The sequence below is a fragment of the Streptomyces sp. ISL-98 genome, from assembly GCF_018614055.1.
GTDB classification, from domain to species: Bacteria; Actinomycetota; Actinomycetes; order Streptomycetales; family Streptomycetaceae; genus Streptomyces; species Streptomyces spiramyceticus.
In genome coordinates, this window is the sequence record NZ_JAGGPB010000013.1 from 173764 (window position 1) to 199646 (window position 25883).

Here is a 25883-nt window from a genome sequence, read left to right on the forward strand (position 1 = left end):
CGGAGGGGGGCATCAGGGTGCATTGCGGGGGCGTGCGGTGTTTTGGATGCGCCTCTCGGGGCCGTGCGGATTGTCGGTGGCGTGGGGCAGGATTGACCGGATGAGCGATGAACGGGAGCTGCCGGAATCCTCCGAATCCCCATCCGATTCCGCCCGATACCCCGAGTATGCCGAGCGTGTGCTGGAAGTGGCAGATCTGATTCCGCCGGGCCGGGTGATGACGTACGGGGACGTCGCCGAGTGGCTGGAAGAGGGCGGGCCCCGCCAGGTGGGCCGGGTCATGGCCCTGTACGGCGGCGCTGCTCCCTGGTGGCGCGTGGTGCGGGCGGACGGCGTGCTGCTGCCGGGCCACGAGCTGCGGGCGCTGGACCACTACCGGGCAGAGGGCACTCCACTGCGCACGGCATCTGCCAGGGCGGAAAGCCACGTGCCGCGCCTGGACCTGAAGCGGGCGCGGTGGGACGGCGGGGCGGGGCCGGGCGGCGATGACGGGGCGGGCGGCGATTAGGGCACGGGCGGCCCTTTCGGCGCGGGCCGGGACGGCGGCACGGGCGGCGATTACGGCGCGGGCCGGGACGCCGGGGCGGGGCCGGGCGGCGCGGGCTGGAGCGGCGGCGCGGGGGACGGCGGCGCTGGCGGGGGTGCGGAAGCTCACACGGCTCACACCTGACAGCTTCCGGCATGCGGCGCCACTGCGGGCGGTGCCAGGACCGTACGGGGTACGGGCCGGGGTACGGTCCGGACTCCCTGCGTCCCCGCCGCCCACTGGCGTAGCGTCGTCAACGCGCCGCACGCACAGACCACTCGTCCCCGTCATCCCCGTCACCCTTGCCGTCCCCGTCATCCCGCTCGCCCCACCACTAGTCCCGCACCCGCCGCGCCCCGCGCACGGCGGCAAGTCAACCCGCACACCCACCAGGACCGGCGATCCACGTGAGCTCCTCCACTTCCACAGGTTCGGCCTGGAATCCGCCACACCGTCAAGCACGGCTGGAGGTCCCCCCAAGCCGGCAAGGGCGTAGGGGGCGGACCCCGGGCGCGTACCGACTGGTACGTACCCCGCCGGGACCTGTGGATCCTCCTCTTCTGGACGCACGACAGCGTGCCGTGGTTGACCATGCGGGCGGACCGCTGCTTGTTCTCGCGGGACCCGGCACGGGCAAGACGACGACCCTGGTGGAGGCCGTCGCCGCGCGCGTCGCCAAAGGGGCCTCTCCCGAGCGGATCCTGGTCCTCACTTTCAGCCGCAAGGCGGCGGTGGAACTGCGCGACAGGATGGCCCTCCGTCTCGGCGGCGCGTACGGGCCGCAGGCGACCACCTTTCACTCCTTCTGCTACGCCCTGGTCCGCGCCCACCAGGACAGCGATCTCTTCAGCGAACCGCTGCGGCTGCTGTCCGGCCCCGAACAGGACGTGGCGGTACGAGAGCTGCTGGCGGGCCACGTGGACCTGGACCGCACCGGCCTGCCCTCCGACGTCCACTGGCCGGACGAACTGCGCGCCTGCCTCACCACCCGTGGCTTCGCCGACGAGGTCCGCGCGGTGCTGGCACGCAGCCGGGAACTGGGCCTGGGACCCGACGCGCTGGGCGCCTTCGCCGCCCGTACAGGACGGCCCGACTGGAAGGCGGCAGCCGCCTTCCTCGCCGAATATCTCGACGTACTCGACATGCAGGGAGTCCTCGACTACGCCGAGCTGGTGCACCGCGCAGTACTGCTCGCCGAAGAGGCGGAGCTCACGGGCCGGCTCAGTGCGCAGTACGACGCGGTCTTCGTGGACGAGTACCAGGACACCGACGCCGCGCAGGTCCGCCTCCTGCACGCACTCGCCGGATCGGGCCGCACGCTCGTCGCTTTCGGCGACCCGGACCAGTCGATCTACGCCTTCCGGGGCGCGGACGTCGGCGGCATCCTCCAGTTCCCCGACCACTTCCCCCGTACGGACGGGAGGCCGGCTCCGGTAGAGGTGCTGACCACATCACGCCGCTCGGGCGCCGACCTCCTGACGGCCACGCGCCTGCTCACCCGCCGCATGCCGCTGACCCGCCTTCCGGCCGAAAAGGTACGGGCGCACAGGGACCTGTCCCCGGTACGGGAGGGAGGCCGTACGGACGTCTTCACGTACCCGACAGCGGGCACGGAACTCGACAACATCGCCGACATCCTGCGCCGCGCCCACCTGGAGGAGGGCGTGCCGTGGAACGAGATGGCGGTACTCGTCCGGGCCGGCGGCCGCACGATCCCAGCGGTACGCCGGGCCCTCACCTCTGCGGGAGTCCCCCTGGAGATAGACGGCGACGACCTCCCGCTGCGCCACGAGCCGGCGGTGACCCCGCTGCTGACGGCCCTGAGAGCGGTGGCAGAGGCAGCACTGCACCCTCGGGAAGGGGCCGGCGAGGGGAACAGTCCCGCGCCCGCCTCCACCTGGCTCCGCACCGAAACCGCCACCGAGCTGCTCACCTCCCCCCTCGCCGGCATGGACACCGCCGACCTCCGCCGCCTCGGCCGCGCCCTGCGCGACGAGGAGCGCGCCGCAGGCAACCGCCTGCCCCCACCCTCCGACGAGCTCCTCGCCCGCGCCCTCGCGGAGCCCGAGCGGCTGGCCGCGCACGACCCGGCGTACGCCCGAGGCGCCCAGCGCCTCGGCGCGCTCCTCGGCAAGGCGTGCGAGCTCCTCGAAGCCGGCGGCACCGCCGAAGAGGCCCTCTGGGAGCTCTGGGACGGCACCCCCTGGCCGGGGCGCCTCGAACGCGCCGCCCTGCGCGGCGGAGCCGCAGGCCGTAACGCCGACCGCGACCTCGACGCGGTGTGCGCACTTTTCGACACCGCGGCCCGCGCCGAAGAGCGCTCAGGCGGCCGGGGCGCGCTGAACTTCCTGGAAGAGCTCGACGCCCAGGACATCGCCGCCGACACCCTCAGCAAGCGCGCCGTACGCCCGGACGCCGTACGCCTGATGACGGCCCACCGTTCCAAGGGCCTTGAATGGAGCCTGGTCGTCGTAGCGGGCGTCCAGGAGGGCCTCTGGCCGGACCTGCGCCGCCGGGGCTCCCTCCTCGAAGCCGACCGCATCGGCCGCGACGGCCTGGCCGAACCCCTCACCCCGGGCGCGCTCCTCGCCGAAGAGCGCCGCCTTTTCTACGTCGCGGCGACCCGCGCCCGCGACCGCCTCGTCATCACCGCCGTCAAGGCCCCCGCCGACGACGGCGACCAGCCCTCCCGCTTCCTCACCGAGCTCGGCGTAGAACCGCGCGACGTCACAGGCCGCCCCCGCCGCCCCCTCGCCGTCGCCCCGCTCGTCGCCGAGCTGCGCGCCACCACCGTCGACCCGGCCGCGACCCCCGCCCTGCGGGACGCCGCCGCCCGCCGCCTGGCCCGGCTGGCCGCGCTCGCGGACGAGGACGGCCAGCCGCTGGTCCCTTCCGCGCACCCGTACCGCTGGTGGGGCCTGTACGAGCCGACGCAGAGCAGCATCCCGCTGCGGGACCGCGACCAGCCCGTAGCCCTCTCCGGCAGCGCCCTGGACCAGCTCGCCAACACCTGCTCCCTCCAGTGGTTCCTGGGCCGCGAGGTCAAGGCGGACGCCCCCGCCACAGCGGCCCAGGGCTTCGGCAACGTCGTCCACGTCCTCGCCGACGAGGTCGCGTCCGGCCGTACGCCCGCAGACCTCGCCGTACTGATGGAGCGCCTCGACTCCGTCTGGGACGCCCTTGCTTTCGACGCCCCCTGGAAGTCCCAGCAGGAGAAGGAGCACGCGCGCGTCGCGCTCGAACGCTTCCTCCAGTGGCACGTCATGGACCGCGGCGGCCGCACCACTGTCGCGACCGAGCACGACTTCGACGTGACGCTGGAGGCGGGCGGATCGTACGAGGTACGGATCCGCGGCTCCATGGACCGCGTCGAGGAGGACGCGGAGGGACGGGCGTACGTCGTCGACTTCAAGACCGGGAAATCGACCCCCACACGCGACGAGGTCGCCCACCACCCCCAGCTGGCCGTGTACCAGCTTGCGGTACGGGAGGGCGCCGTGGACGACGCCTTCGGCGGCACGCGCCCCGAGCCCGGCGGCGCGGAACTCGTACAACTGCGTCAGGCGGCGGCGAAGAAGGACGGCGGGGAAGCCCTTCCCAAAATCCAGGCACAGGAGCCGCTCGCGGGGGAGTGGGTCGGCGACCTGCTCGCCACGGCCGCGGGCCGCGTACTCGACGAGCGCTTCGCACCGGCCACCGGCCAGCACTGCACGCACTGCGCCTTCCGCGCGTCGTGCAGCGCACAGCCGGAGGGCCGCCACGTAATCGACTAGTTGAAAAGCGGACGGACCGGGAGTGTCGGAGGGGGCGGATAGCCTCTCTGGGGTGTCCGACCGAATCACCGACCCCGAGCAGCTCAAAGAGCTCCTCGGCATCCCGTTCACCCCGGAGCAGATGGCGTGCATCACCGCACCGCCTGCCCCGCAGGTCATCGTGGCCGGAGCCGGTTCGGGCAAGACGACGGTCATGGCAGCGCGCGTGGTGTGGCTGGTTGGAACGGGACAGGTCGCCCCGGAGCAGGTGCTGGGCCTGACCTTCACCAACAAGGCGGCCGGCGAGCTCGCCGAGCGCGTCCGCAAGGCCCTGGTCCGCGCCGGAGTGACCGACCCCGACGTGATCGACCCCGACAATCCGCCCGGCGAGCCCCGGATCTCGACGTACCACGCCTTCGCCGGCCAGCTCCTCACCGAACACGGCCTGCGCATCGGCCTGGAACCGACCGCCCGCCTCCTCGCCGACGCGACCCGCTATCAGCTCGCCGCCCGCGTACTGCGCGAGGCGCCCGGCCCGTACCCCGCGCTGACCAAGTCCTTCCCGGCGCTGGTCAGCGACCTGCTGGCGCTGGACGGCGAGCTGGCCGAGCACCTCGTACGCCCCGAGAGCCTCGCGGCGTACGACACGGAACTCCTGAGCACCCTCGCATCCGTCAAGCTCACCAACGCCGACCTGCGCAAGGTCCCCGAGGCCGCCGCCGCCCGCCTCGAACTGCTGGAGCTGACCACCCGCTACCGCGAGGCCAAGCGCAGCCGCGACCTCCTCGACTTCGGCGACCAGATCGCGCTCTCCGCCGAGCTCGCGCTCACCAGCCAGGAGACCGGCCGGATCCTGCGCGACGAATTCCGAGTCGTTCTCCTCGACGAGTACCAGGACACGTCGGTGGCGCAGCGCCTCCTGCTCTCCGGGCTGTTCGGCGGCGGCACAGGGCACGCGGTGACGGCCGTCGGCGACCCCTGCCAGGCGATCTACGGCTGGCGCGGCGCCTCCGTCGCCAACCTCGACGACTTCCCCGCCCACTTCCCGTACGTGGACGGCCGCCCCGCCACCCGCCACTCCCTCAGCGAGAACCGCCGCAGCGGCGGGCGCCTCCTGGACCTCGCCAACGGCCTGGCCGTCCCGCTGCGCGCCATGCACGAGGGCGTGGAAGCCCTGCGCCCCGCGCCCGGCGCCGAGCGCGACGGCATCGTCCGCTGCGCCCTTCTCCGTACGCATGCGGAGGAGATCGACTGGCTGGCCGACTCGATCGCCCACCTTGTCCGTACGGGCAAGGAGCCCGGCGAAATCGCGGTTCTGTGCCGTACGGCGGGCGACTTCGCCGAGATCCAGGGCGCACTGGTCGCCCGGGACATACCGGTCGAGGTGGTCGGCCTGTCCGGGCTCCTGCATCTCCCGGAGGTCGCGGACCTGGTCGCGGTCTGCGAAGTCCTCCAGGACCCGGGTGCCAATGCGTCGCTCGTACGTCTCCTCACCGGGCCCCGCTGGCGCATAGGGCCGCGCGATCTGGCGCTGCTCGGGCGCAGGGCCAGGCTGCTGGTCCACCGCGCACAGGGCGACGACGCGGACCCCGACAGCCGACTGGCCGAGGCAGTGGAGGGCGTGGACCCGTCCGAGGTGATCTCCCTAGCCGACGCGCTCGACACCTTCCTGGACTCCGGCGGTACGGACGACGGCCTGCCCTTCTCCGCCGACGCGAGGGTCCGCTTCGCCCGCCTCGCCGCCGAACTGCGCGACCTGCGCCGCTCGCTCGCCGACCCGCTCATGGACGTACTGCACCGGGTTCTCGCCACCACGGGCCTCGAAGTGGAACTCTCCGCCTCACCGCACGCCCTGGCCGCCCGCCGCCGCGAGACGCTGAGCAACTTCCTGGACATAGCGGCCAGCTTCGCGGCGCTGGACGGCGAAGCGACGCTCCTGGCCTTCCTGGGCTTCCTTCGTACGGCAGCCCAGTACGAAAAGGGCCTGGACAACGCACTGCCCGGCGGCGAGAACACGGTCAAGGTCCTCACCGCCCACAAGTCCAAGGGCCTGGAATGGGACGTCGTCGTCGCCCCGGGCCTGGTCACGGGCCACTTCCCGAGCGAACAGTCCCGCGACTCCTGGGCCTCCCAGGCCAAGGTGCTGCCGCACGCACTGCGCGGGGACGCGAAGACGCTCCCGGACGTCCGGGACTGGGACGCGAAGGGCATCAAGGCGTTCAAGGACGCCATGAAGGCCCACCAGCACACCGAGGAACTCCGCCTCGGCTACGTCACGTTCACGCGCCCGCGCTCCCTGCTCCTCGGCTCGGGCCACTGGTGGGGCCCGACCCAGAAGAAACCGCGCGGCCCTTCGGCGTTCCTCCAGGCCCTGTACGACCACTGCGCGACCGGATTCGGCGAGATCGAGGTCTGGGCGGACGAGCCGACGGAGGACGAGGAAAACCCGTCCCTGCGAGACGCATCAGCGGACCAGGCCTGGCCCCTCCCGCTGGACGCCACGTCGATGTCCCGCCGCCGCCGGGCGGCGGACATGGTGCTGGCCCACTTGAACGCCCTCACGACGCCTTCCGCCGACGACCCGCACGAGGAAAAACCCCACCAGGAGTGGGACGAAGGAGACGCGTCAGTCTGGGACGAGCGCGCCGCAGGAGACGAGGCGGACGGCACACAGGCCGCCCCGTTCGCCGACCCGTCGTCCTGGGACGGCCTCCTTACGGAGCCCCCTGCGGCGGGGTCTGACCGGGGGGCCAGGGACGATGCCGACGGGGGGCAGTGGGCCGGGTTCCCGTCCGGCACGGGCGATCCCGAGTCCGTGTCCTGGGACGGCCTTCCTACGGAGCCCCCTGCGGTGGAGCCTGACCAGCGGGCGACGGGCGACGCCGACGAGGGGCAGTGGGCAGGGTTCCCGTCCGGCATGGACGACGCGGAGTCCGTGTCCTGGGACGGCCTTCTTACGGAGCGCCCTGCCGCGCAGCCCGTCCAGCGGGCCACAGATGACGCCCATGAGGGACAGCGGGTCGGGTTCTCGTCCGGCACGGACGACGCCGAGCCCGTGTCCTGGGACGGCCTCCTTACCGAGCGCCCCGCGACCGCACCCGACCACGGCGCTGACGCCGCCCATGCGTCCGCCGGGGACGGCACCGACCCGGACCCCGTCGTCTCCGAAAACCCCTCGGGCGCACTCCGCGCCGAGCGCCCGACGGCACCCGGGGACGGCGACTGCCACCCGTCGCACTCACGCCCGCACTCGGACCCGGGCAGCCGACCCACCCCGTATCCCGCCCCCCGGCCCCCCGCTGTCGCCCTGCCCCACCCGCGCACAGCGGAGCGCCCCGGCCCCGCATCGCAGCACGGTGTCTCCGGCCACGACACCGTCCCCGCACGCCCCCACCCCTCCGACCCCGCATCGGCCGGAGGGCCCGGGGCAGGCCAGGGGCGCAGCCGCCTCACCCCCGAGGAAGCCCGTGCCATCGCTTCCTGGGACCGCGACCTCGACGCACTCGCCGGCGAGCTCCGCCGCGCCCGCGCCACCACCCGCGACGTCCCCCTGCCGCCGTCCCTCACCGCCTCCCAGCTGCTGCGCCTCGCCGCCGACCCCGACGGCTTCGCCCAGGAACTGGCCCGCCCCATGCCGCGCCCCCCGCAGCCCGCAGCCCGCCGCGGCACCCGCTTCCACGCCTGGGTGGAGTCCCGCTTCGAGGAACTGCCCCTCCCTATGCTCGGCCCGGACGAGCTGCCCCGAGGCGACGACAGCGAGGCCGACATCGCGGACGAGCGTGACCTGGCCGAGCTCAAGGAGGCGTTCGAACGCACGCCGTACGCCCGCCGCACCCCGCACCGCATCGAGGCGCCCTTCCACCTCACCCTCGCCGGCCGCGTGATCAGGGGCCGCATAGACGCCGTGTACCGGGACGAGGACACCGGCACGTACGAGATCGTCGACTGGAAGACCAGCCGCACACACGCGGCAGACCCCCTCCAGCTGGCGGTCTACCGCCTCGCGTGGGCCGAGCAGCACAACCTCCCCGTCGATGCCGTGGGCGCCGCCTTCCTCTACGTCCGGAGTGGTGAAATCGCCCGCCCCGCCCGCCTCCCGGGCCGTGCCGAGCTCGAACGGATCCTGCTGGACGAGCCGGGTCCGGCGGCCGGATAGGCTCGGGAGCATGAGCGACACCCCGGACAGCGCAGTCCGCACGTACATCGAGGAGCACCGCGAAGCCTTCCTCGGCGACCTCTCCGACTGGCTGCGCATCCCTTCCGTGTCGGCGCAGCCGGACCACGCCGAGGACGTGTGGCGCAGTGCCGACTGGCTGTGCGTGAAGCTCAAGGAGACCGGCTTCCCGGTCACCGAAATCTGGCCCACGGACGGCGCCCCCGCGGTCTTCGCCGAGTGGCCGAGCGGCGACCCGGCCGCCCCCACAGTCCTCGTCTACGGGCACCACGACGTGCAGCCCGCAGCCCGCCAGGACGGCTGGCACACCGACCCCTTCGAGCCGGAGATCGTCGAGGGGCGCCTGTACGCACGCGGCGCGGCCGACGACAAGGGCCAGGTCTTCTTCCACACGCTCGGGGTACGGGCCCACCTCGCCGCCACCGGCCGCACCGCCCCCGCCGTGAACCTCAAGCTCCTCATCGAGGGCGAGGAGGAGTCCGGCTCCCCGCACTTCCGTGCCCTGGTCGAACAGCACGCCGCACGGCTGACGGCCGACGCGGTGATCGTCTCGGACACCGGCATGTGGTCCGAGGACACCCCCACCGTCTGCACCGGCATGCGCGGCGTCGCGGACTGCGAGATCGACCTGTACGGGCCGGACCAGGACATCCACTCCGGCTCCTTCGGCGGCGCCGTACCGAATCCGGCCACCGTCGCAGCCCGTCTCGTCGCTGCCCTGCACGACGCGGACGAGCACGTCACAGTCCCCGGTTTCTACGACGGGATCACGCCCCTCACCGACCGTGAGCGCGAGCTGTTCGCCGCCCTCCCCTTCGACGAGGCGCAATGGCTCCGTACGGCCAAGTCCCGCGCCACTCTCGGCGAGGCGGGCCACACCACCCTGGAGCGCGTCTGGGCCCGCCCGACCGCCGAGGTCAACGGCATCGGCGGCGGCTACCAGGGCCCCGGCGGCAAGACGATCATCCCGTCGTCCGCCCACCTGAAGCTGTCGTTCCGCCTGGTCGCGGGCCAGGATCCGGCCCGTATCGAGCAGTCCGTACGAGACTGGGTCGCGGCCCGGGTACCGGCCGGAATCAGCCACGAGATCAGCTTCGGCGCCGCCACCCGCCCGTGCCTGACACCGCTGGACCACCCCGCCCTGCAGTCCGTTGTACGGGCAATGGGCCGTGCTTTCGGACAGGAGATCCTGTTCACACGAGAGGGCGGCTCGGGACCCGCGGCCGATCTTCAGGACGTACTCGGTGCACCCGTTCTTTTCCTGGGTATCTCCGTACCGTCCGACGGCTGGCACGCGCCCAACGAGAAGGTCGAGCTCGACCTGCTCATGAAGGGCGTGGAAACGGCCGCATACCTGTGGGGCGACCTCGCGGCGAACTGGCAACCCTCCGAAACCGCCTGAGCGTCCTGAACGACCCGAACCAATCCAGTCCATCCGGGGGAGTTGGAAGCACCTGTGAGTACCTCGACCGACCAGACGGGCCTGACAGCGGAGAGCCCGATCGGTCTCACCGCTCCGAGCGGCATCGACCGCGCGGCGCACCACCGTCTCGACGAGGCATGGCTGGCTGCGGCGTGGAGCCACCCGACGACCCGCGTCTTCGTGGTCTCCGGCGGACAGGCCCTGGTCGACGACACCCCGGACGGCCGCACCGAACTCGTCATGACCCAGGCCTTCGAGGCCCCGGTCACCGAGACGCACCGCTACTTCCTCGGTACGGACGAGGACGGCGTCAGCTACTTCGCGCTCCAGAAGGACGCCCTGCCCGGCCGCATGGACCAGTCCGCGCGCCCGGCGGGCCTGCGCGAAGCCGGACTGCTGCTCTCACCCCGTGACGCGAGCCTGATGCTCCACGCCGTGGCCCTGGAGAACTGGCAGCGACTGCACCGCTTCTGCTCGCGCTGCGGCGAGCGAACAGTCATCGCGGCGGCGGGCCACATCCGCCGCTGCCAGGCGTGCGGCGCCGAGCACTACCCCCGCACCGACCCCGCCGTGATCATGCTCGTCACGGACGAGGACGACCGCGCGCTCCTCGGCCGCCAGGTGCACTGGCCGGAAGGCCGGTTCTCCACGCTCGCAGGCTTCGTCGAGCCCGGCGAGTCGATCGAGCAGTCGGTGGCGCGCGAGGTCTTCGAGGAGGCGGGCGTCACCGTCGGTCATGTCGAGTACGTCGCCAGCCAGCCGTGGCCGTTCCCGTCCAGCCTGATGCTGGGCTTCATGGCCCGCGCCACGTCCTCGGAGATCAACGTGGACGGCGAGGAGATCGAAGAGGCGCGCTGGTTCTCCAGGGACGACCTGCGGAACGCGATCGAGACCGGCGAGATCCTGCCGCCGTCAGGGATCTCGATCGCGGCCCGCCTGGTGGAGCTCTGGTACGGCAAGCCCCTGCCGAAGCCGCTCAACCTGTAGGCAGACCGCGCCCCCGTACATGTGGAATCACATGCGGAAGGCCCCCGAGCCGCGCTCGGGGGCCTTCCGCATGTACGGGAGTGGTCTCAGGCGCCCAGCGCCTGCTTGACCTGGGCCAGGCTCGGGTTGGTCATGACCGACTCCGGGCCGCCCTGGTGCGGGATCACGAGGACGGTCGGAACTGTCTGGTTTCCGCCGTTCGCCTTCTCGACGAAGGCCGCCGACTCCGGGTCCTGCTCGATGTTGATCTCGTTGTACGTGATGCCCTCGCGGTCCATCTGGCTCTTGAGCCGACGGCAGTAGCCGCACCACGTGGTGCTGTACATCGTCACAGTTCCCGGCATGTCGTTGGCGCTCCTTTGATTCGCTGGGGGATTCGTATATTTCCCAGGGACTCGAACGTACGTGACGCGCTCACCATTCCCGCATTAGTACGACCGGCGCCCGCCCCCTGTGGACAACCGACCCAACCACCTCGGGCGACCTGGCAGCATGGCTGTGTGACAGCAGCAACGCACTCCTCTCTTTTCCCGCAGGTCCCCGACTCGGCGGACGCGGTGCTCGAAGGGCTCGACCCCGAGCAGCGCGCAGTCGCGACGGCCCTGCACGGTCCGGTGTGTGTGCTCGCAGGAGCTGGCACCGGCAAGACGCGCGCGATCACTCATCGCATCGCGTACGGCGTGCGTGCCGGGATACTGCAGCCGGCCAGTGTGCTGGCTGTCACCTTCACGAACCGCGCCGCAGGCGAGATGCGCGGCCGGCTCCGTCAGCTCGGCGCGGGCGGCGTCCAGGCGCGGACCTTCCACTCCGCCGCGCTCCGCCAGCTCCAGTACTTCTGGCCGAAAGCAGTCGGTGGCGAGCTGCCGCGGCTCGTCGAGCGCAAGATCCAGCTCGTAGCCGAGGCCGCCGCGCGCTGCCGCGTCCGGCTCGACCGCAATGAGCTGCGTGACGTGACGGGCGAGATCGAGTGGGCGAAGGTCACGCAGACCGTCCCCGGCGACTACCCGGCCGCAGTTGCCAAATCGAGCCGCGAAGCTCCCAGGGACGCGGCGGAGATCTCCCAGATCTACGCCATGTACGAGCAGCTCAAGCGCGATCGAGCGATGATCGACTTCGAAGATGTGCTGCTGCTTACGGTCGGCATCCTCCAGGACCGCCACGACATCGCCGACCACGTGCGCAGCCAGTACCAGCACTTCGTGGTGGACGAGTACCAGGACGTCAGCCCGCTCCAGCAGCGGCTGCTCGAACTGTGGCTCGGCGACCGGCAGAGCCTGTGCGTCGTCGGCGACGCCAGCCAGACGATCTACTCCTTCACCGGCGCCACCCCCGACCACCTGCTGAACTTCCGCACCAAGCACCCCAACGCCACCGTGGTGAAGCTGGTCCGCGACTACCGCTCGACCCCGCAGGTCGTCCACCTCGCCAACGGCCTGCTGAACCAGGCACGCGGCCGCGCCGCCGAGCACCGGCTCGAACTGATCTCCCAGCGCGAGGCCGGCCCCGAGCCCGTCTACACGGAGTACGCCGACGAGCCCGCCGAGGCCGAGGGCACAGCCCGCCGCATCCGCGACCTCATTGCGGCAGGCGTCCCGGCAGGCGAGATCGCCGTGCTGTACCGCATCAACGCCCAGTCGGAGGTCTACGAGCAGGCCCTGGCCGATGCGGGAGTGCCCTACCAACTGCGCGGCGCCGAGCGGTTCTTCGAGCGCCAGGAGGTGCGCAAGGCGATCGCCGGCCTGCGCAGCGCCGCCCGCTTCGGGGACAACGACCCGCTGCTCGACGACGTCGTGGACCTGCCCTCCCAGACCCGCGCCGTCCTCAGCGGCAACGGCTGGACCACGCAGCCCCCGGCGGGCTCCGGCGCCGTCCGTGACCAGTGGGAGTCGCTCGCGGCACTGGTCCGCCTCGCGGAGGACTTCGCGAAGGCCAGGCCGACCGCCACGCTCTCCGACCTCGTCGCGGAGCTCGACGAGCGCATGGCTGCCCAGCACGCGCCCGCCGTCCAGGGCGTAACGCTCGCCTCGCTGCACTCGGCCAAGGGCCTGGAGTGGGACGCCGTGTTCCTGGTCGGCCTCACCGAGGGCATGATGCCGATCACCTACGCCAAGACCGATGAGCAGGTCGAGGAGGAACGGCGCCTGCTGTACGTCGGGGTCACCCGGGCCAGGTTGCACCTGGGCCTCTCCTGGGCGCTGTCCCGTTCGCCCGGCGGCCGCGCATCCCGCCGCCCGAGCCGCTTCCTGAACGGGCTGCGCCCCGGCTCCTCCATCCCCGGCAGCCGGTCCGCTGTCGGCGGCGGTGGAGGCATCGAGCGCGGCAGCGGCACCGGCGCGACAAAGCGGGGCCGGCGGCGCTCGGCTCTGTGCCGGGTGTGCGGCAAGACCCTCACCGAGGCCGGCGAGGTGAAGCTGATGCGCTGCGAGGACTGCCCGTCCGACATGGACGAGGCGCTGTACGAGCGACTGCGCGACTGGCGCGCTGTCCAGGCGAAGGACCTGGGCCAGCCCGCGTACTGCGTCTTCACCGACAAGACGCTGATGGCGATCGCCGAGGCGGCGCCGGGCGAGGCGGGAGAACTGGCCGTCATCTCAGGCGTCGGCGCCCGCAAGCTGGAGCGTTTTGGAGCCGATGTGCTGGCTCTCTGCACAGGTCAGGAGCCTGGAGGAGCCGACGAGGAGGACTGATTCAAACTCGTCGAAAAAATAGTTTGCGCATGCCCCAGGGATCCCCATAGGTTCTTAACCACGGGAACAGCGACTTCTCTGAAGCGCTGTCTCCGTGCTGTACTTATCCGAATACGTAGGGACCGGCCCCGGCCATCAGGTCCCCGAGACGCCGAGAGGAGGCGAGCCCAGTGACCAGCTTCATGAACTTCACCAAAATGACCGATCGCTCGGTCGTCGCCACCTGCCCGCTCGGCTCCTCTCTCCGTGGCACCGGTCTGTCCGGCATTTCCGCCGTCAGCCTGGCGTCTCTCGCGAGCCTCCCCGTGTCGCTGCGCAATGAGCGACCGACCGAGGCACCGGAAGCAGCAGTAGCAGCGGCACAGGCGAGGGCCTATGCCTTTGCGGCAGCCGGTGCCGGATTCATGAAGCAGACGACGCAGCACCACACGATGTGGGCCTTCCGTGGGCCTGAACCCTGGAGTGATCCAGCCTGATTCGCTCAGGCAGGCGCCTTCAGGGCCGCGGAACCCCACCAGGGATCCGCGGCCCTTCTGTTTGTCCCGAACGGGATGGACAGAGCGAAGGGCCTCGGGACAGCAACCGCCAACCGGCCAACCGGCCGGAACGATCAGACGAGGAAACAGCCACCGTGCAACTCGAAACGCACGCCCCGTCCGTACCGCCTTCCCAAACGATCACCCCGCCCGGTCTCACGGAGGACCCCGCCTTGACTCCCCTCACTGCGCTCACCGCGCTCGACGACGCCATCGAGAACCTCGGCGTGCCCGTCCCCTGCCGTTCCTATGACCCGGAGGTCTTCTTCGCCGAGTCGCCGGCCGATGTCGAGTACGCCAAGTCGCTCTGCCGCACCTGCCCGCTGGTCGAGGCCTGCCTCGCCGGTGCGAAGGAGCGCCGCGAGCCTTGGGGTGTCTGGGGTGGCGAGCTCTTCGTCCAGGGTGTCGTCGTCGCCCGCAAGCGTCCGCGTGGCCGCCCGCGCAAGAACCCGGTCGCGGCATGAACGCCATCGGAACCATCGATCGACCCCATACGCACGATCCCAAGAAGCAGGCCCCGATGAACCCTTCCGCCCGTGAGCCCATCGGCTCCGCTACCCCCGACGTCACCACCACCGGCGCGAACGACTCGCGTCAGAACAGGACCCGCGAGATGCAACTCATTCCAGAAGCCCTGGCTCGTGCCCATATGCAAGAACGCAGGCGTGAAGCCGAGGCGGAACACCAGGCCGTGCGCCTGATCGCCGCCCGGCGGATGCAGCGCCGTGCCGAGCGTGTGTCGCTGCGTGCCCGTCGCGCTCTGGCCATGGCGGTCATGCAGTAGCCAGGCACTGGCTGCTTGACAGACAGAAGCCCTTCGCGGGGGCCGGTCCGAAGGGACCGGCCCCCGCGGTGCGTTGTACGCTGCAACGCGCCCCGTCGGGGGATATCGTCATAGATGTGCCGAGTCCTCCCGGGGGAGACCCCCGGCCCCCTGAGCAGACTTCTCACCCTGCGCGGCAGGGTGCCGAGGCCGTCGTGTGCTCCCGCTGCGGCAAGGTCTCCGAGGGCGCACCGCTGACCTGGACCTGCTCCGTGGAGAACGGCCGCCGCCACTACTTCTGCGACGACTGCGCACGCGCCAACCTCAGGGCGATCGAGGGCCGCCTCGATTCGCCCTGGTGGTGAGCGCCCGCCCTAGGCCCCGGCCACCGCGCCGTCCACCGCATCGGCCACTGCGTCCTCGTCTTCGGCAGGCACGTCGGCGAGGAAGCCGGGCAGCCACTCCTCCAGTTCGTCCCGCAGCCGCACCGTCGCGCCGAGCTGGCAGAGCACCCCGATAGTGCTCAACGTCACGCGGTGTATCAGCAGGTACGAGGGCGGCAGGTTGAGCTGCTTGCCCAACTGGTGGGCGGGGGAACGCATATCGGCGATCCGCGCCGCCTGCTGTCGCATCCAGCCGCGGGTGAACGTGAACTCGTCCGCCTGCGCCGGCTCGATGATGGGCAGCAGATAGTCCAGCACCGCATCCGGGTCCAGCTCGATGGACTCCTTGACGAACCCCTCCTCACGAAGCAGCTCGTACACCGCCTCCGCGTCGCCGTCGAGCGTCATCCGCAGCGACTCGCCGATCGTGCCCGGCAGACCGCCGGGCAGCCGGTCCACGGTGCCGAAGTCCAGCACCCCGAGCCGCCATCCCGCGGCCGCACCTTCCTCAGGCTCCTCGTCGCCCACGGGCAGCAGCCGGAAGTTGCCCGGATGCGGATCCGCGTGCAGCAGCCCCGTGCGGGCCGGGCCCGAGAAGAGGAAGCGGGCCAGCAGCTGTCCGGCCCTGTCCCGCTGCTCCGGTGTGCCGTCCGAGATCACCTCGGCCAGTGGAATCCCGTCGATCCACTCGGTCACCAGCACCTGATCGCTCTGGTGCACGACATCCGGCACCACCACGTCCGGATCGTCCGCGAACTCCGCCGCGTGCTCCCGCTGCGCCTGCGCCTCCAGCTCGTAGTCCAGCTCCTCGGACACCCGGTCCCGCAGCTCTGAAATGAGCGGCTTGATGTCCATCCCCGGGATCAGCGGGCCCAGCAACCGTGCGAAACGGCTCAGTTGGGTCAAATCCGAGAGCAGCGCTTCCCCGGCCCCCGGGTACTGCACCTTGACGGCCACCTCGCGCCCGTCGTGCCACACCGCCCGGTGCACCTGGCCGATCGAGGCGGCGGCCGACGGCTTGTCCTCGAACTCCAGGAACAAATCCCGCCAATCCTCCCCGAGTCGCTCTTCAAGGACCGCGTGCACCGTGCGCGTCGGCATCGGTGGCGCGGCTTCCTGGAGCTTGGTCAGCGCCGCCCTGTACGGGCCCGCGACCTCCTCGGGCAACGCGGACTCGAAGACGGACAGGGCCTGCCCGAACTTCATGGCGCCACCCTTGAGCTCGCCCAGCACCTTGAACAGTTGCTCCGCTGTGCGCTGTTGAAGCTCGCGCGCCACTATCTCGGCCGACTTGCCGCCGATCCGCTTGCCCAGGCCCCAGGTGGCTCGGCCGGCGAAGCCCAGTGGCAGTGCTGCCAGCTTGGCGGTACGGGTGACCGCCTTCCGGGGAAGATCAGACATGCGCCCCTCCAAATCCCAGACACCCGTGGCCGCGTGAGGCGGTCACCCGGCCATTGTGTCCTGTGGCTCGCCGACGCCCGAGGCGCACTCCCCCGAAGTGTGCCCACCGGCGCCGCAGGAGCATTCACGGTGGGGTGGCATCGACGACTGGCGCCAGTCCAGCAGGGGCAGCGCCGCCTCCCATCTCACTCCTGTCGTCGCAGGCAGCTCGCCGTCCAGAAAGGACAGCGCGTGCGCTGCGGCCAGACCGGCGACTGCCGTCGCCAGACCGATGTCGCAAGCCGGTACGGCCCCGCGTCGCCCGGAGCGCCACTGCGCCAGCATCCGCGGCCACCCCGGGTCGTGCTCGGCACGCTCCAGCGCCATGCAGCCCGCGCACGCAGTCCCGCCCGGCAGCACCAGCGGCCCCACCACCCCTGTTGCTTCGGCGACCCCCGCATACAAATGAGGTGTCCCCGAGCTGAGCCAGGGCTCGGCTTCGACGGGATCGGGAGCGTACGCCGCTGCGCCGTCCCGAGGGGCCACGATCACGAGCGACAGCCCGGGCTCGCCACCGCCGGACGCTCCCGCCGCCTCCGCCGCACGCGGGGGCCTGCCGGGCGCGGCCCGCCGCACCAGCTGCCGGGCCGCCGTGTCCCGACGGTCGCCGACAGAAGCCGCCGGCAGTCCGCCGGGCGCGACGTCCCAGAGCTCCGCGGACCCGCTGTCCAGCACCTCGACCCGCCCCACGCCTCCGGCGGCCAGCACGGAAGCGATGGTCGCGCCGACCCGTCCCGCGCCACGCACCTGCACCCGCATCGCGCGCCTGGCTGCCAATCGCCGCGTCCCGCCGCCCGGTTCGGGATGTGCCACGGAGAGCGAGGCCAGATCGGGCCGGAGCCGGTCGAACATGTCGGCGCGCATGCGCAGCGCATCAACCCCGGCACCGCCCGCTGTCGCATCGTCGATCAGCCCTGCCGCCGTCAGCCGCGACACCAGCTCGTCCACCAGCCCGTCGGGCAGGCCCATCGCCCGCGCCTCCTCGCGCAGCAGCGGAAGGCCTCGCGTCCCGTCGAGCAGCCCGAGGAAACTCCCCGTCGCCGTGTCCACGGGCCCCACCGTCACCGCGTGTGCCCCCGTCATGCCGAACTGCACGGTCTGCCGGTCCCGCCATGCGCGCCTCAGTGCAGGCTTCACCATCGGATGCATCTCGCCGTCCCCCGTCGCCTCGCGCAAGAGCCGTTCTCGGATCTCAGAATGCCCGGCGTGGGCGAAGTCGGCGGAAAGTTGTCCACAGGTTGTGCGCATTAGTCATTCAAATGGTGCACACAAGGGATCGGATCGCGTTCGAACCACCAGGAGGCGGGACTTCCGCCACTGACAGCGGGTAACGTCGTGGCCGTGCCCGTCGACCCTCTGCACAGCGCGACAAACCCGCCGCCCCGCGGCTCACGGTCGAGCGCGGTCGAGGTCCGCAGGAGCGCCCGCCGCAGCAGGACGGTCTCCGCGTACCGCGAGGGCGATCGCACCATCGTGCTCATCCCGGACCGGATGTCGGAAGCGGAAGAGCAACGCTGGGTGAGCGTGATGCTCGACAAGCTCGCCGCCCAGGAGAACAAGCGCATCTTCGGGGACTCCGAACTCGCCGAACGAGCCCGGCAATTGTCCGTCCAGTACTTCGACGGCAGGGCGCGCCCCGCCACCGTGCGCTGGGTGACGAACCAGAACACCCGCTGGGGTTCGTGCACTCCGGCGGAAGGCAGCATCCGTCTGTCGCACCGACTGCAGGGCATGCCGGAGTACGTCGTGGACTATGTGCTCCTCCACGAGCTCGCCCACTTGCTCGTACCGGGTCACGGTCCGCGCTTCTGGCAGCTCCTGGAGGCGTACCCGCGCACCGAACGGGCTCGCGGCTACCTCGAAGGGGTCGTCGCCGCCGACCGGTTGCCGCACCTGCCGGCCGCACGCACCGAGTGACCTTCGGCGATTCTGTACCGAGTCTGTACCGGCTTGGCCGGAAGTAACTGTTTGCGGCTAGCCTGACGCGACGCATTCACCTCGGGATGGGGGACGGTCGTTACGCATGGCCAGGGAATTTCAACGCGGCCACAAGGCCAAGATCAGTGACCTCACAGCGGGGACGGATCTGTACGTAGGCGTGCAGATCGCGGGGCCCGGGCTGACCTTCGACATCAGTTGCTTCGGACTCGACGCCAACGAGCAGCTCTCGGACGATCGTTATTTCGTCTTCTTCAATCAGCCGAAGTCTCCCGAGGAGTCGATCCAGCAACTCGGCCCGCAGGCCGGTGACACCGAGTCGTTCCGAGTGACGCTGGACCATGTTCCGGCGAGCATCCACAAGCTCTCCTTCACCGCGACCATCGACGGTGCGGGCCAGATGTCGCAGGTGGGCCCCGGTTACATCCGTATCGTCGCGGGCGGCGAAGAGGTCGTCAGGTACGCCTTCACCGGCTCGGAGTTCACTACCGAGCGCGCCGTGATGCTGGGCGACTTCTACCTCAAGGACGTGTGGCGTTTCGCCGCCGTGGGCCAGGGGTTCGACGGCGGGCTCGACGCCCTCCTGAAGAACTTCGGCGGTGAGGTCGCGGAGGAAGAGCCCGCCCCGCAGCCGCAGGCCGCGGCCCCCGCGTTCGCCCCGCCGCCGCAGGCGGCGGAGCCCGCGCCGTCCTTCGGAGCCCCCGCAGCCCCGGCCCCGGCTCCTGCCCAGGCCCCCGCTCCGGCACCGGCTCCCGCTCCGGCACAGGGCTTCGCCCCGCCGCCGCAAGCCCCGGCCCCCGCGCCGGCTCCCGCGCAGGGCTTTGCCCCTCCGCAGCAGGCCGCCCCGCCACAGGCCCCCGCCCCCGCTGCCCCGCCGCAGCAGATGCACGCGGCCCCCACCATCGCCGCACCGATGGCCACACAAGGCGGCGGGATGCCGCCGGCCCCTCCTGCTCAGTACGGACAGCCGCCCCAGCAGCCGCAGTTCGGCCAGGCTCCTGGCCAGCCGGGCCCCTACGGCCAGCCCGCCCCGTACGGACAGCCACAGGGCGCACCGCACGGCGGCGTGCCCCAAGGCGCCCCCCAGGGCAGCGCCGGTCTTCTGGCCGCCCTCCAGCCGTACCGCGAGGCGGCCACCGGGCAGCGCTGGACCCCGCAGAATCAGCAGCTGATGCGGGTCGACCTGGGCATGGGCGGTACGCCGGTCCTCGCCCGCCAGGGCAGCATGGTGATGTACCAGGGCAAGGTCGACTTCGGCTACAAGGGCGCCGGCTTCGCGGGCCGCTTCGTCGGCAACGCGACCGGCCAGGAAATGCAGTTGATGCGCTGCTCAGGACGCGGCCAGGTCTTCCTCGCCGAGAACGGCGCGCATCTGCACCCCATCGAACTCCAGGGCGACGGGATCTGCGTCTCCGCGGAGAACGTCCTCGCCTTCGACGAGTCGCTTCAGTACGAGGTCCGCCGGATCGAAGGTCACGGCATCCCCGGCGGCGCCCTGTTCACCATGCAGTTCCAGGGCAGCGGCACAGTCGTCGTGAAGACCAACGGCATCCCCGTGGTCCTGCCCGTCACGCCGACCACCTTCGCCGACGCCAACGCCGTCATCGCGTGGTCCTCCGCGTCCCAGGTGATCCTTTCCAGCCAGGTCCGGCTCCGCCGCAACGCCTACCCGGGCCACAGCGGAGAGACCGTCAATCTCCAGTTCCGGGGAGCCCCCGGAAACTTCATCGTCGTCCAGCCCTACGAGGTCTGAGGGAGCCCGTCATGAATCAGCAACTCGCGGGCTTCGCCCCGACCCCGATCGCGGCCCGCATGGAGAACCACGGCCGCGCGATGCTCAAGGTCGCGATGGCCGGCGGCCAGGACCTCTACGCACGCACCGGCTCGATGGTGGCGTACGAGGGCTTCATCCAGTACGAGCCGAACCCGCCCGCCGTACGGCAGATCGCCTCCCAGTGGATCAGCGGCGAGGGAACGCCGGTCATGAGGTGCTCCGGTGACGGCTTGCTCTACCTCGCCGACTACGGTGCGGACGTCGTCGTCATCAACCTCAACAACGAGGCCCTCTCGGTCAACGGCACCAACCTGCTCGCCTTCGACGCCCACCTCCAGTGGGGTGTGGAGAGGGTCAAGGGCATGGCCAAGTTCGCCGGACAGGGCCTGTGGAACATCCAGATCTCGGGCACAGGGTGGGTCGCGGTGACCTCGCGCGGCACCCCGATCGTCGTCGACTGCGGACGCGGCGAAGACGAGACGTACGTCGACCCGGACGCCCTCGTCGCCTGGTCCCCGAACCTCAAGGTCAAGGGCAAGCGCAGCTTCAAGGCGTCCTCCCTGATCGGGCGGGGCAGCGGAGAGGCGTACCAGATGGGCTTCTCCGGCGAGGGCATCGTCGTCGTACAGCCGAGCGAGGACAGCACCGACCGCCTGCGGGTCCGGGGCTGAGGGGGAGCGAGAACACACCATGCAGAGCCCACTTTTCAGTTACACGGAACAGCAGTCCCAGGACCGGTACACCGTGCAGAACCCGCAGCTCCTGCGGGTCTCGCTGACCGGCCACGACGACGTCCTCGCCCGCAAGGGCGCCATGGTCGCCTACCAGGGGCTGATGGAATTCGACGGCGAGTACGGTACGAACGGCCAGCGTCGCGCCCGGGCCAACACCGGTGAGGGACTGGACCTGATGCGCTGCTCGGGGCAGGGCACCGTCTACTTCGCCAACCTCGCGCAGTACGTCCATGTGGTCGACGTCGACCACGAAGGCCTGACCGTGGACAGCGCCTACGTCCTCGCGCTCGACTCCACGCTGAACACCGAGGTCATCGCTGTCGACAGCCAGTACGGCATCTCGGGCACCGGCAAGTACCAGCTCAACATCTCCGGGCGGGGCAAGGTCGCGCTGATGACCTCGGGCCAGCCGCTGATGATCCAGGTCACGCCCGACAAGTACGTCAACGCCGACGCCGATGCCATCGTCGCCTGGTCCAGCTCCCTGCGCGTACAGATGCAGGCCCAGACGCACTCGTCGAACGTGCGGCGACGGCGCGGCAACACCGGCGAGGGCTGGGAACTCAGCTTCCTCGGGCAGGGCTTCGCGCTGGTGCAGCCCAGCGAGGTGATGCCGCCGCAGCACGCCGAGATCGGACAGGGCGCCGCCGCCCAGTTCGGTGTGGGCCAGCACGGCGCCCACAGCCAGAACCAGAACAACGCCTGGAACTGACGGTGCTTAAAACACAGGTCCTCAAAACAGGTCCTTAAAACATAGGTAAGGGACGGGCTCCCTGGAGCCCGTCCCTTACCTATGTCCTGTCGGGCCCGTCTACAGCGCCGCGCGCGTACGTTCCATCAGGCGTACGACCGACTCGTCGGCCACGCCCGCCACTTCGTCGTACGCGAACCAGCGCAGGTCCAGGGACTCCTCGCTGATCTCCGCCACCGCACCGGCCGGCGCCAGCGCCGCGTACTGCACATCCAGATGCCAGTGGCACGGCGCCGGAATCGCATGCCGGTCAAGCCGCACCGGCCCCACCGGCAACAGCGTCAGCCCGGGGATCCCGGACTCCTCGGTCGCCTCGCGCAGCGCCGCCGCAGCGAGCGTCGCGTCGCCCGGCTCGCAGTGACCGCCCATCTGCAGCCACATGTTCAGCTTCTTGTGCAGCGTCAGCAGCACCCGTCCGCGCTTCGGATCGACGACCAGCGCACTCGCCGTGACGTGCCCGGCCTCGCAGGCCTTCCACATCCCGTCCGGGTGCGCCGACAGGTGATCCAGATACGTCTGGCGCAGCTCTTCCTGGTCCTCGTAGTCCTTCAGGACGAGGACGGCGTCGTCGTGCAGGCTCACTTGTCGGTGTCGCCCTCTTCGTCGCCTTTGTCCTTCGTCAGGTCCGGCTTGGTGGTGTCAGAACCGGTGCCGCCGCCAGCCGCCTCGCCGAGCATCTTGTCGATCTCGGAGAAGTCCAGCTGCTCGCGGTGCACAAACCCGTCCGGGTCGTCCAGGTCGTCCGCCGTAGGCAGCATGTCCGGGTGCTCCCACAGTGCGTCGCGGCCCTCCAGGCCCCGCGCGTCCGTGAGCGAGGCCCACAGCCGCGAGGCGTCCCGCAGCCGACGCGGGCGCAGCTGCAGACCGATGAGCGTCGCGAAGGTCTGCTCGGCGGGACCACCCGACGCCCGGCGCCTGCGCAGCGTCTCGCGCAGCGCGTCCGCCGACGTGAGCCGGGGCTTGGCGGCCTCGTGCACCACCGCGTCCACCCAGCCCTCGACCAGCGCGAGCGCCGTCTCCAGGCGGGCCAGCGCCACCTTCTGCTCCGCGGTGTCCTCCGGCTGGAACATGCCCTGCTGGAGCGCTTCCTGAAGCTGCTCCGGGTGCGAGGGGTCGAGCTGGCCGACGACGTCCTCAAGCTTCGACGTGTCGACCTTGATCCCCCGCGCGTATCCCTCGACCGCGCCGAACAGGTGCGAGCGCAGCCACGGCACATGTGCGAAGAGCCGCTGGTGGGCGGCCTCGCGCAGCGCCAGATACAGCCGCACCTCGTCCTTCTCGACGCCCAGGTCCTTGCCGAACGCCTCGATGTTCAGCGGCAGCAGCGCGGCCTTGCCCGCCGGGCCGAGCGGCAGACCGATGTCGGTCGAACCGACCACCTCGCCCGCCAGGACGCCCACGGCCTGCCCGATCTGCTGACCGAACATCGCACCGCCCATGGACCGCATCATCCCGAGCAGCGGGCCGGCCATGGCCTGCATCTCCTCGGGCAGTACGTCGCCCATGGCGGCCCCGACACGCTCGGCGACGGGGTCCACCAGCTGCTTCCAGGCCGGCAGGGTCGCCTCGACCCACTCGGCACGGCTCCACGCCACCGATGTGCTCGCACCGGAGGGCATCGAGGTCACGCCGTCCAGCCACAGGTCGGCAAGACGCACCGCCTCCTCGACCGCCGACCGCTCGCCGGGGCTGATGCTGGCGTCCTTGGTGCCGTCTGCGGTGCCCTGCGCGACGGTCTGGCGCGCGATGTCCTTGGCCATGTCCCAGTTCACGGGACCGCCCTCGTAGCTGAGCATCTGGCCCAGCTGCTGGAAGGCAGCGCCCAGGTCGTTCGGGTTCAGCGAACCGAACATCGCGGCGAACGGATTGTCTCCGCCCGCGCCGCCCGGCAGACCGCCGAACCCGAGCGGGTTCGCCGGACCCTGGCCACCCTGGCCACCGCCCTCGCTGCCCTTCTTCTTGCCATCGTCGCCGTCCTCCGGCTCCTCCGGCGGAAGGCCGAATCCGAATGGGGTGTCACTCACGGGTTTCCTCGGCTCGTAAGGCCGCCGGCTCCGGCCGGCGGCAGCTGCCCGACATCACCACCCAGCGTAGACACCAGAGCCTGTAATGGGCTCGGTGCTCCGCCGACCCTTGGCCTGCGGCAGGATGGACGCCACCTGGTACGTACCCGCCAAGGCGTATACGTACTGAAGACAACCGCTGGAGACGCCCGGTGAGTTCCCCAGATCCGCAGGTTCGCGCAGCGCGAAACCACACAACCGCAGGCCGCGGTCCCGTCGTAGCGGTCACGGGTGCCGCTTCCGGTATCGGTGCGCTGCTCACCCGGCGCCTTGCCGCGTCGGAAGAAATCAAACAGGTCGTCGCGATCGACGAGCGCCGGGGCGAGGTGGCCGAGGCGCAGTGGCACATCCTGGACGTACGCGACCCGGCCATCGCGGAGAAATTGCGCGGCGCCGACGTCGTCGTGCACCTGGCCCTCGATCTCGACCTGGAGACGGACCCGGCCGCCCGTACGGCCTACAACGTGCGCGGCACCCAGACCGTGCTCACAGCGGCCGCCGCCGCAGGCGTGCACCGGGTCGTGCTGTGCACGTCGGCGATGGTCTACGGCGCCCTGCCGGACAACGACATCCCGCTCTCCGAGGACGCGGAGCTGCGCGCCACAGCGGAGGCGACGGGCGTGGGTGACCTCCTGGAGATCGAGCGCCTGAGCCGCCGCGCGCCCCGTGCGCACCCCGGCCTGAACGTCACGGTGGTAAGGCCTGCCGTCCTGGTCGGCGGTACTGACACCGCACTCACCCGCTACTTCGAGTCGCCCCGCCTCCTCGTCGTCACCGGCTCCCGCCCCACCTGGCAGTTCTGTCATGTCGAGGACCTGGTCAGCGCACTGGAGTACGCCGCTCTGGAGAAGGTCGACGGCGAGCTCGCGGTCGGCTGCGACGGCTGGCTGGAGCAGGAGGAGGTCGAGGAGCTCAGCGGTATCCGCCGCATGGAGCTGCCGTCGGCAGTCGCCCTGGGGGCCGCCGCCCGGCTGCACCGGATCGGCCTGACGCCCTCTCCCGCCGGGGATCTCGCGTACACGATGTATCCCTGGGTGGTGAGCGTCAGCCGGCTCCACGACGCGGGCTGGCGGCCCCGGTGGACCAACGAGGAGGTCCTCTCGGAGCTCCTGGAAGAGGTCGCGGGACGGCACACCGTCGCCGGCCGCCGCCTCGGCCGTAAGGACGCCACCGCAGCGGGCGCAGCGGGCGCGACCGTCGCACTGCTGGGCGCCGCCGCCGTGGTCCGCCGTGCCCGCAAGGCACGGCGTCGCATGTAGAACCCTCCATACAGGGGGTCCGTACAGCCGGTCGAAAGCGCTATTCCGCAATGTCAGTGCGGTACGGCACGATGGGGACCATGGCAGGTACGTACTCCCACCCGGGCGAGCAGGCGGCACAGGACCCCATCCGGCTGCTGGCGATCCGCGACACCCCCCTCTCCGTCGACGAGGTCTTCAGAGCGGTGGGCGACGACGCCGCGGGCGGAACGGCGCTGTTCGTCGGCACCGTGCGTAACCATGACGGGGGCGCCGACGTCGACAGGCTCGGCTACTCCTGTCACCCCTCGGCCGAGGACGAACTACGCCGTGTGGCCGAAAAGGTCGCCGCGGATTTCCCGGTACGGGCACTGGCGGCCATCCACCGTGTGGGTGACCTGGAAATCGGCGATCTCGCGGTCGTCGTAGCGGTCTCCTGCCCGCACCGCGGCGAGGCCTTCGAGGCATGCCGCAAGCTGATCGACGACCTCAAGCACGAGGTCCCGATCTGGAAGCACCAGAAGTTCTCCGACGGCACGGAAGAGTGGGTCGGCGCCTGCTGAAACCGGCGTCGGAATCGGTGCTGGGCCGGGCCGAGCGCGGCGTCGCCCTGCGGCCGTTCGGTCGCCCCGTTGTCACCCACCCGATTTGCGTAACCGCACCCCTGCCGTGAGCGTTGGACCGACCGGTGGTTAATCTGCTGATCGGCCGGTT

Annotated in this window: 21 protein-coding genes; 16 read left to right on the top strand and 5 right to left on the bottom strand. The window is 71.0% G+C overall.

Features of this window, described 5'->3' with window-relative positions:
* Positions 1-100: 100 nt before the first annotated feature.
* The 5 genes from J7I98_RS10120 to nudC all read left to right on the top strand — a co-directional run bounded on the left by J7I98_RS10120 (position 101) and on the right by nudC (position 10862).
* Positions 101-508, top strand: a complete 408-nt coding sequence (locus J7I98_RS10120; RefSeq protein ID WP_285438012.1) for an MGMT family protein — start codon at positions 101-103, stop codon at positions 506-508.
* A 425-nt stretch (positions 509-933) separates the two neighbouring features.
* Complete coding sequence (locus J7I98_RS10125; protein WP_214920290.1) at positions 934-4299, top strand: ATP-dependent DNA helicase; 3366 nt, start codon at positions 934-936, stop codon at positions 4297-4299.
* A gap of 52 nt (positions 4300-4351) precedes the next feature.
* Complete coding sequence (locus J7I98_RS40910; RefSeq protein ID WP_308377721.1) at positions 4352-8434, top strand: UvrD-helicase domain-containing protein; 4083 nt, start codon at positions 4352-4354, stop codon at positions 8432-8434.
* Between the two features lie 10 nt (positions 8435-8444).
* Complete coding sequence (locus J7I98_RS10140) at positions 8445-9854, top strand: dipeptidase (protein WP_214920291.1); 1410 nt, start codon at positions 8445-8447, stop codon at positions 9852-9854.
* Positions 9855-9908: 54 nt separating this feature from the next.
* Positions 9909-10862 (top strand): NAD(+) diphosphatase, encoded by a 954-nt coding sequence (nudC, locus tag J7I98_RS10145; RefSeq protein ID WP_308377722.1) that lies wholly within the window; start codon positions 9909-9911, stop codon positions 10860-10862.
* A gap of 86 nt (positions 10863-10948) precedes the next feature.
* On the opposite strand, the gene J7I98_RS10150 is transcribed toward nudC, so the two are convergent.
* A complete protein-coding gene (locus tag J7I98_RS10150; protein ID WP_214920292.1) occupies positions 10949-11206 on the bottom strand; it encodes a mycoredoxin in 258 nt (85 codons plus the stop codon).
* Between the two features lie 75 nt (positions 11207-11281).
* Between J7I98_RS10150 and J7I98_RS10155 the strand changes: the two genes are divergently transcribed.
* The 5 genes from J7I98_RS10155 (at position 11282) to J7I98_RS10175 (ending at position 15213) form a co-directional block, all read left to right on the top strand.
* Positions 11282-13549 carry an ATP-dependent DNA helicase UvrD2 gene (locus J7I98_RS10155; RefSeq protein ID WP_214920379.1) on the top strand — a complete coding sequence of 756 codons (2268 nt, stop codon included), beginning with the start codon at positions 11282-11284 and terminating at the stop codon, positions 13547-13549.
* A gap of 182 nt (positions 13550-13731) precedes the next feature.
* Positions 13732-14025 (top strand): hypothetical protein, encoded by a 294-nt coding sequence (locus J7I98_RS10160; RefSeq protein WP_214920380.1) that lies wholly within the window; start codon positions 13732-13734, stop codon positions 14023-14025.
* Positions 14026-14180: 155 nt separating this feature from the next.
* Positions 14181-14549: a WhiB family transcriptional regulator gene (locus tag J7I98_RS10165; RefSeq protein WP_214920293.1), complete on the top strand. Its 369-nt coding sequence runs from the start codon at positions 14181-14183 to the stop codon at positions 14547-14549.
* Positions 14546-14869 (top strand): hypothetical protein, encoded by a 324-nt coding sequence (locus J7I98_RS10170; RefSeq protein ID WP_214920294.1) that lies wholly within the window; start codon positions 14546-14548, stop codon positions 14867-14869. The genes J7I98_RS10165 and J7I98_RS10170 overlap by 4 nt, the downstream gene beginning before the upstream one ends.
* A 194-nt stretch (positions 14870-15063) precedes the next feature.
* Entirely contained in the window at positions 15064-15213 is a 150-nt protein-coding gene (locus J7I98_RS10175; protein ID WP_214920295.1) for a hypothetical protein, read from the top strand.
* Between the two features lie 9 nt (positions 15214-15222).
* Here J7I98_RS10175 and J7I98_RS10180 read toward each other — a convergent pair whose 3' ends face one another.
* On the bottom strand, positions 15223-16632 hold the full coding sequence (locus tag J7I98_RS10180) for an AarF/ABC1/UbiB kinase family protein (RefSeq protein ID WP_214920296.1): 1410 nt from the start codon (positions 16630-16632) through the stop codon (positions 15223-15225).
* Between the two features lie 42 nt (positions 16633-16674).
* Positions 16675-17820, bottom strand: a complete 1146-nt coding sequence (locus J7I98_RS10185; RefSeq protein ID WP_214920381.1) for a ThiF family adenylyltransferase — start codon at positions 17818-17820, stop codon at positions 16675-16677.
* A gap of 192 nt (positions 17821-18012) precedes the next feature.
* On the opposite strand from J7I98_RS10185, the gene J7I98_RS10190 reads away from it, so the two are divergent.
* The 4 genes from J7I98_RS10190 (at position 18013) to J7I98_RS10205 (ending at position 21829) form a co-directional block, all read left to right on the top strand.
* Positions 18013-18588 (top strand): M48 family metallopeptidase, encoded by a 576-nt coding sequence (locus tag J7I98_RS10190; RefSeq protein ID WP_214920297.1) that lies wholly within the window; start codon positions 18013-18015, stop codon positions 18586-18588.
* A 106-nt stretch (positions 18589-18694) separates the two neighbouring features.
* Complete coding sequence (locus tag J7I98_RS10195) at positions 18695-20362, top strand: TerD family protein (RefSeq protein ID WP_214920298.1); 1668 nt, start codon at positions 18695-18697, stop codon at positions 20360-20362.
* An 11-nt stretch (positions 20363-20373) separates the two neighbouring features.
* Positions 20374-21054, top strand: coding sequence for an AIM24 family protein (locus J7I98_RS10200; RefSeq protein ID WP_214920299.1), 681 nt, complete (start codon positions 20374-20376; stop codon positions 21052-21054).
* Between the two features lie 19 nt (positions 21055-21073).
* Positions 21074-21829, top strand: coding sequence for an AIM24 family protein (locus J7I98_RS10205; RefSeq protein WP_214920300.1), 756 nt, complete (start codon positions 21074-21076; stop codon positions 21827-21829).
* A gap of 99 nt (positions 21830-21928) precedes the next feature.
* Here the strand turns inward: J7I98_RS10205 and J7I98_RS10210 are convergent, their stop codons facing one another.
* Complete coding sequence (locus J7I98_RS10210; RefSeq protein ID WP_214920301.1) at positions 21929-22450, bottom strand: NUDIX hydrolase; 522 nt, start codon at positions 22448-22450, stop codon at positions 21929-21931.
* Positions 22447-23892 (bottom strand): zinc-dependent metalloprotease, encoded by a 1446-nt coding sequence (locus tag J7I98_RS10215; protein ID WP_214920302.1) that lies wholly within the window; start codon positions 23890-23892, stop codon positions 22447-22449. Before J7I98_RS10215 ends, J7I98_RS10210 begins: the two co-directional genes overlap by 4 nt.
* Positions 23893-24083: 191 nt before the next feature.
* Here J7I98_RS10215 and J7I98_RS10220 point away from each other — a divergent pair, with 191 nt between their 5' ends.
* Together J7I98_RS10220 and J7I98_RS10225 are read left to right on the top strand one after the other, a co-directional pair.
* Positions 24084-25190 carry an SDR family oxidoreductase gene (locus J7I98_RS10220; RefSeq protein WP_214920303.1) on the top strand — a complete coding sequence of 369 codons (1107 nt, stop codon included), beginning with the start codon at positions 24084-24086 and terminating at the stop codon, positions 25188-25190.
* 80 nt (positions 25191-25270) lie between these two features.
* Positions 25271-25732 carry a molybdenum cofactor biosynthesis protein MoaE gene (locus J7I98_RS10225; RefSeq protein ID WP_214920304.1) on the top strand — a complete coding sequence of 154 codons (462 nt, stop codon included), beginning with the start codon at positions 25271-25273 and terminating at the stop codon, positions 25730-25732.
* Positions 25733-25883 lie beyond the last annotated feature (151 nt).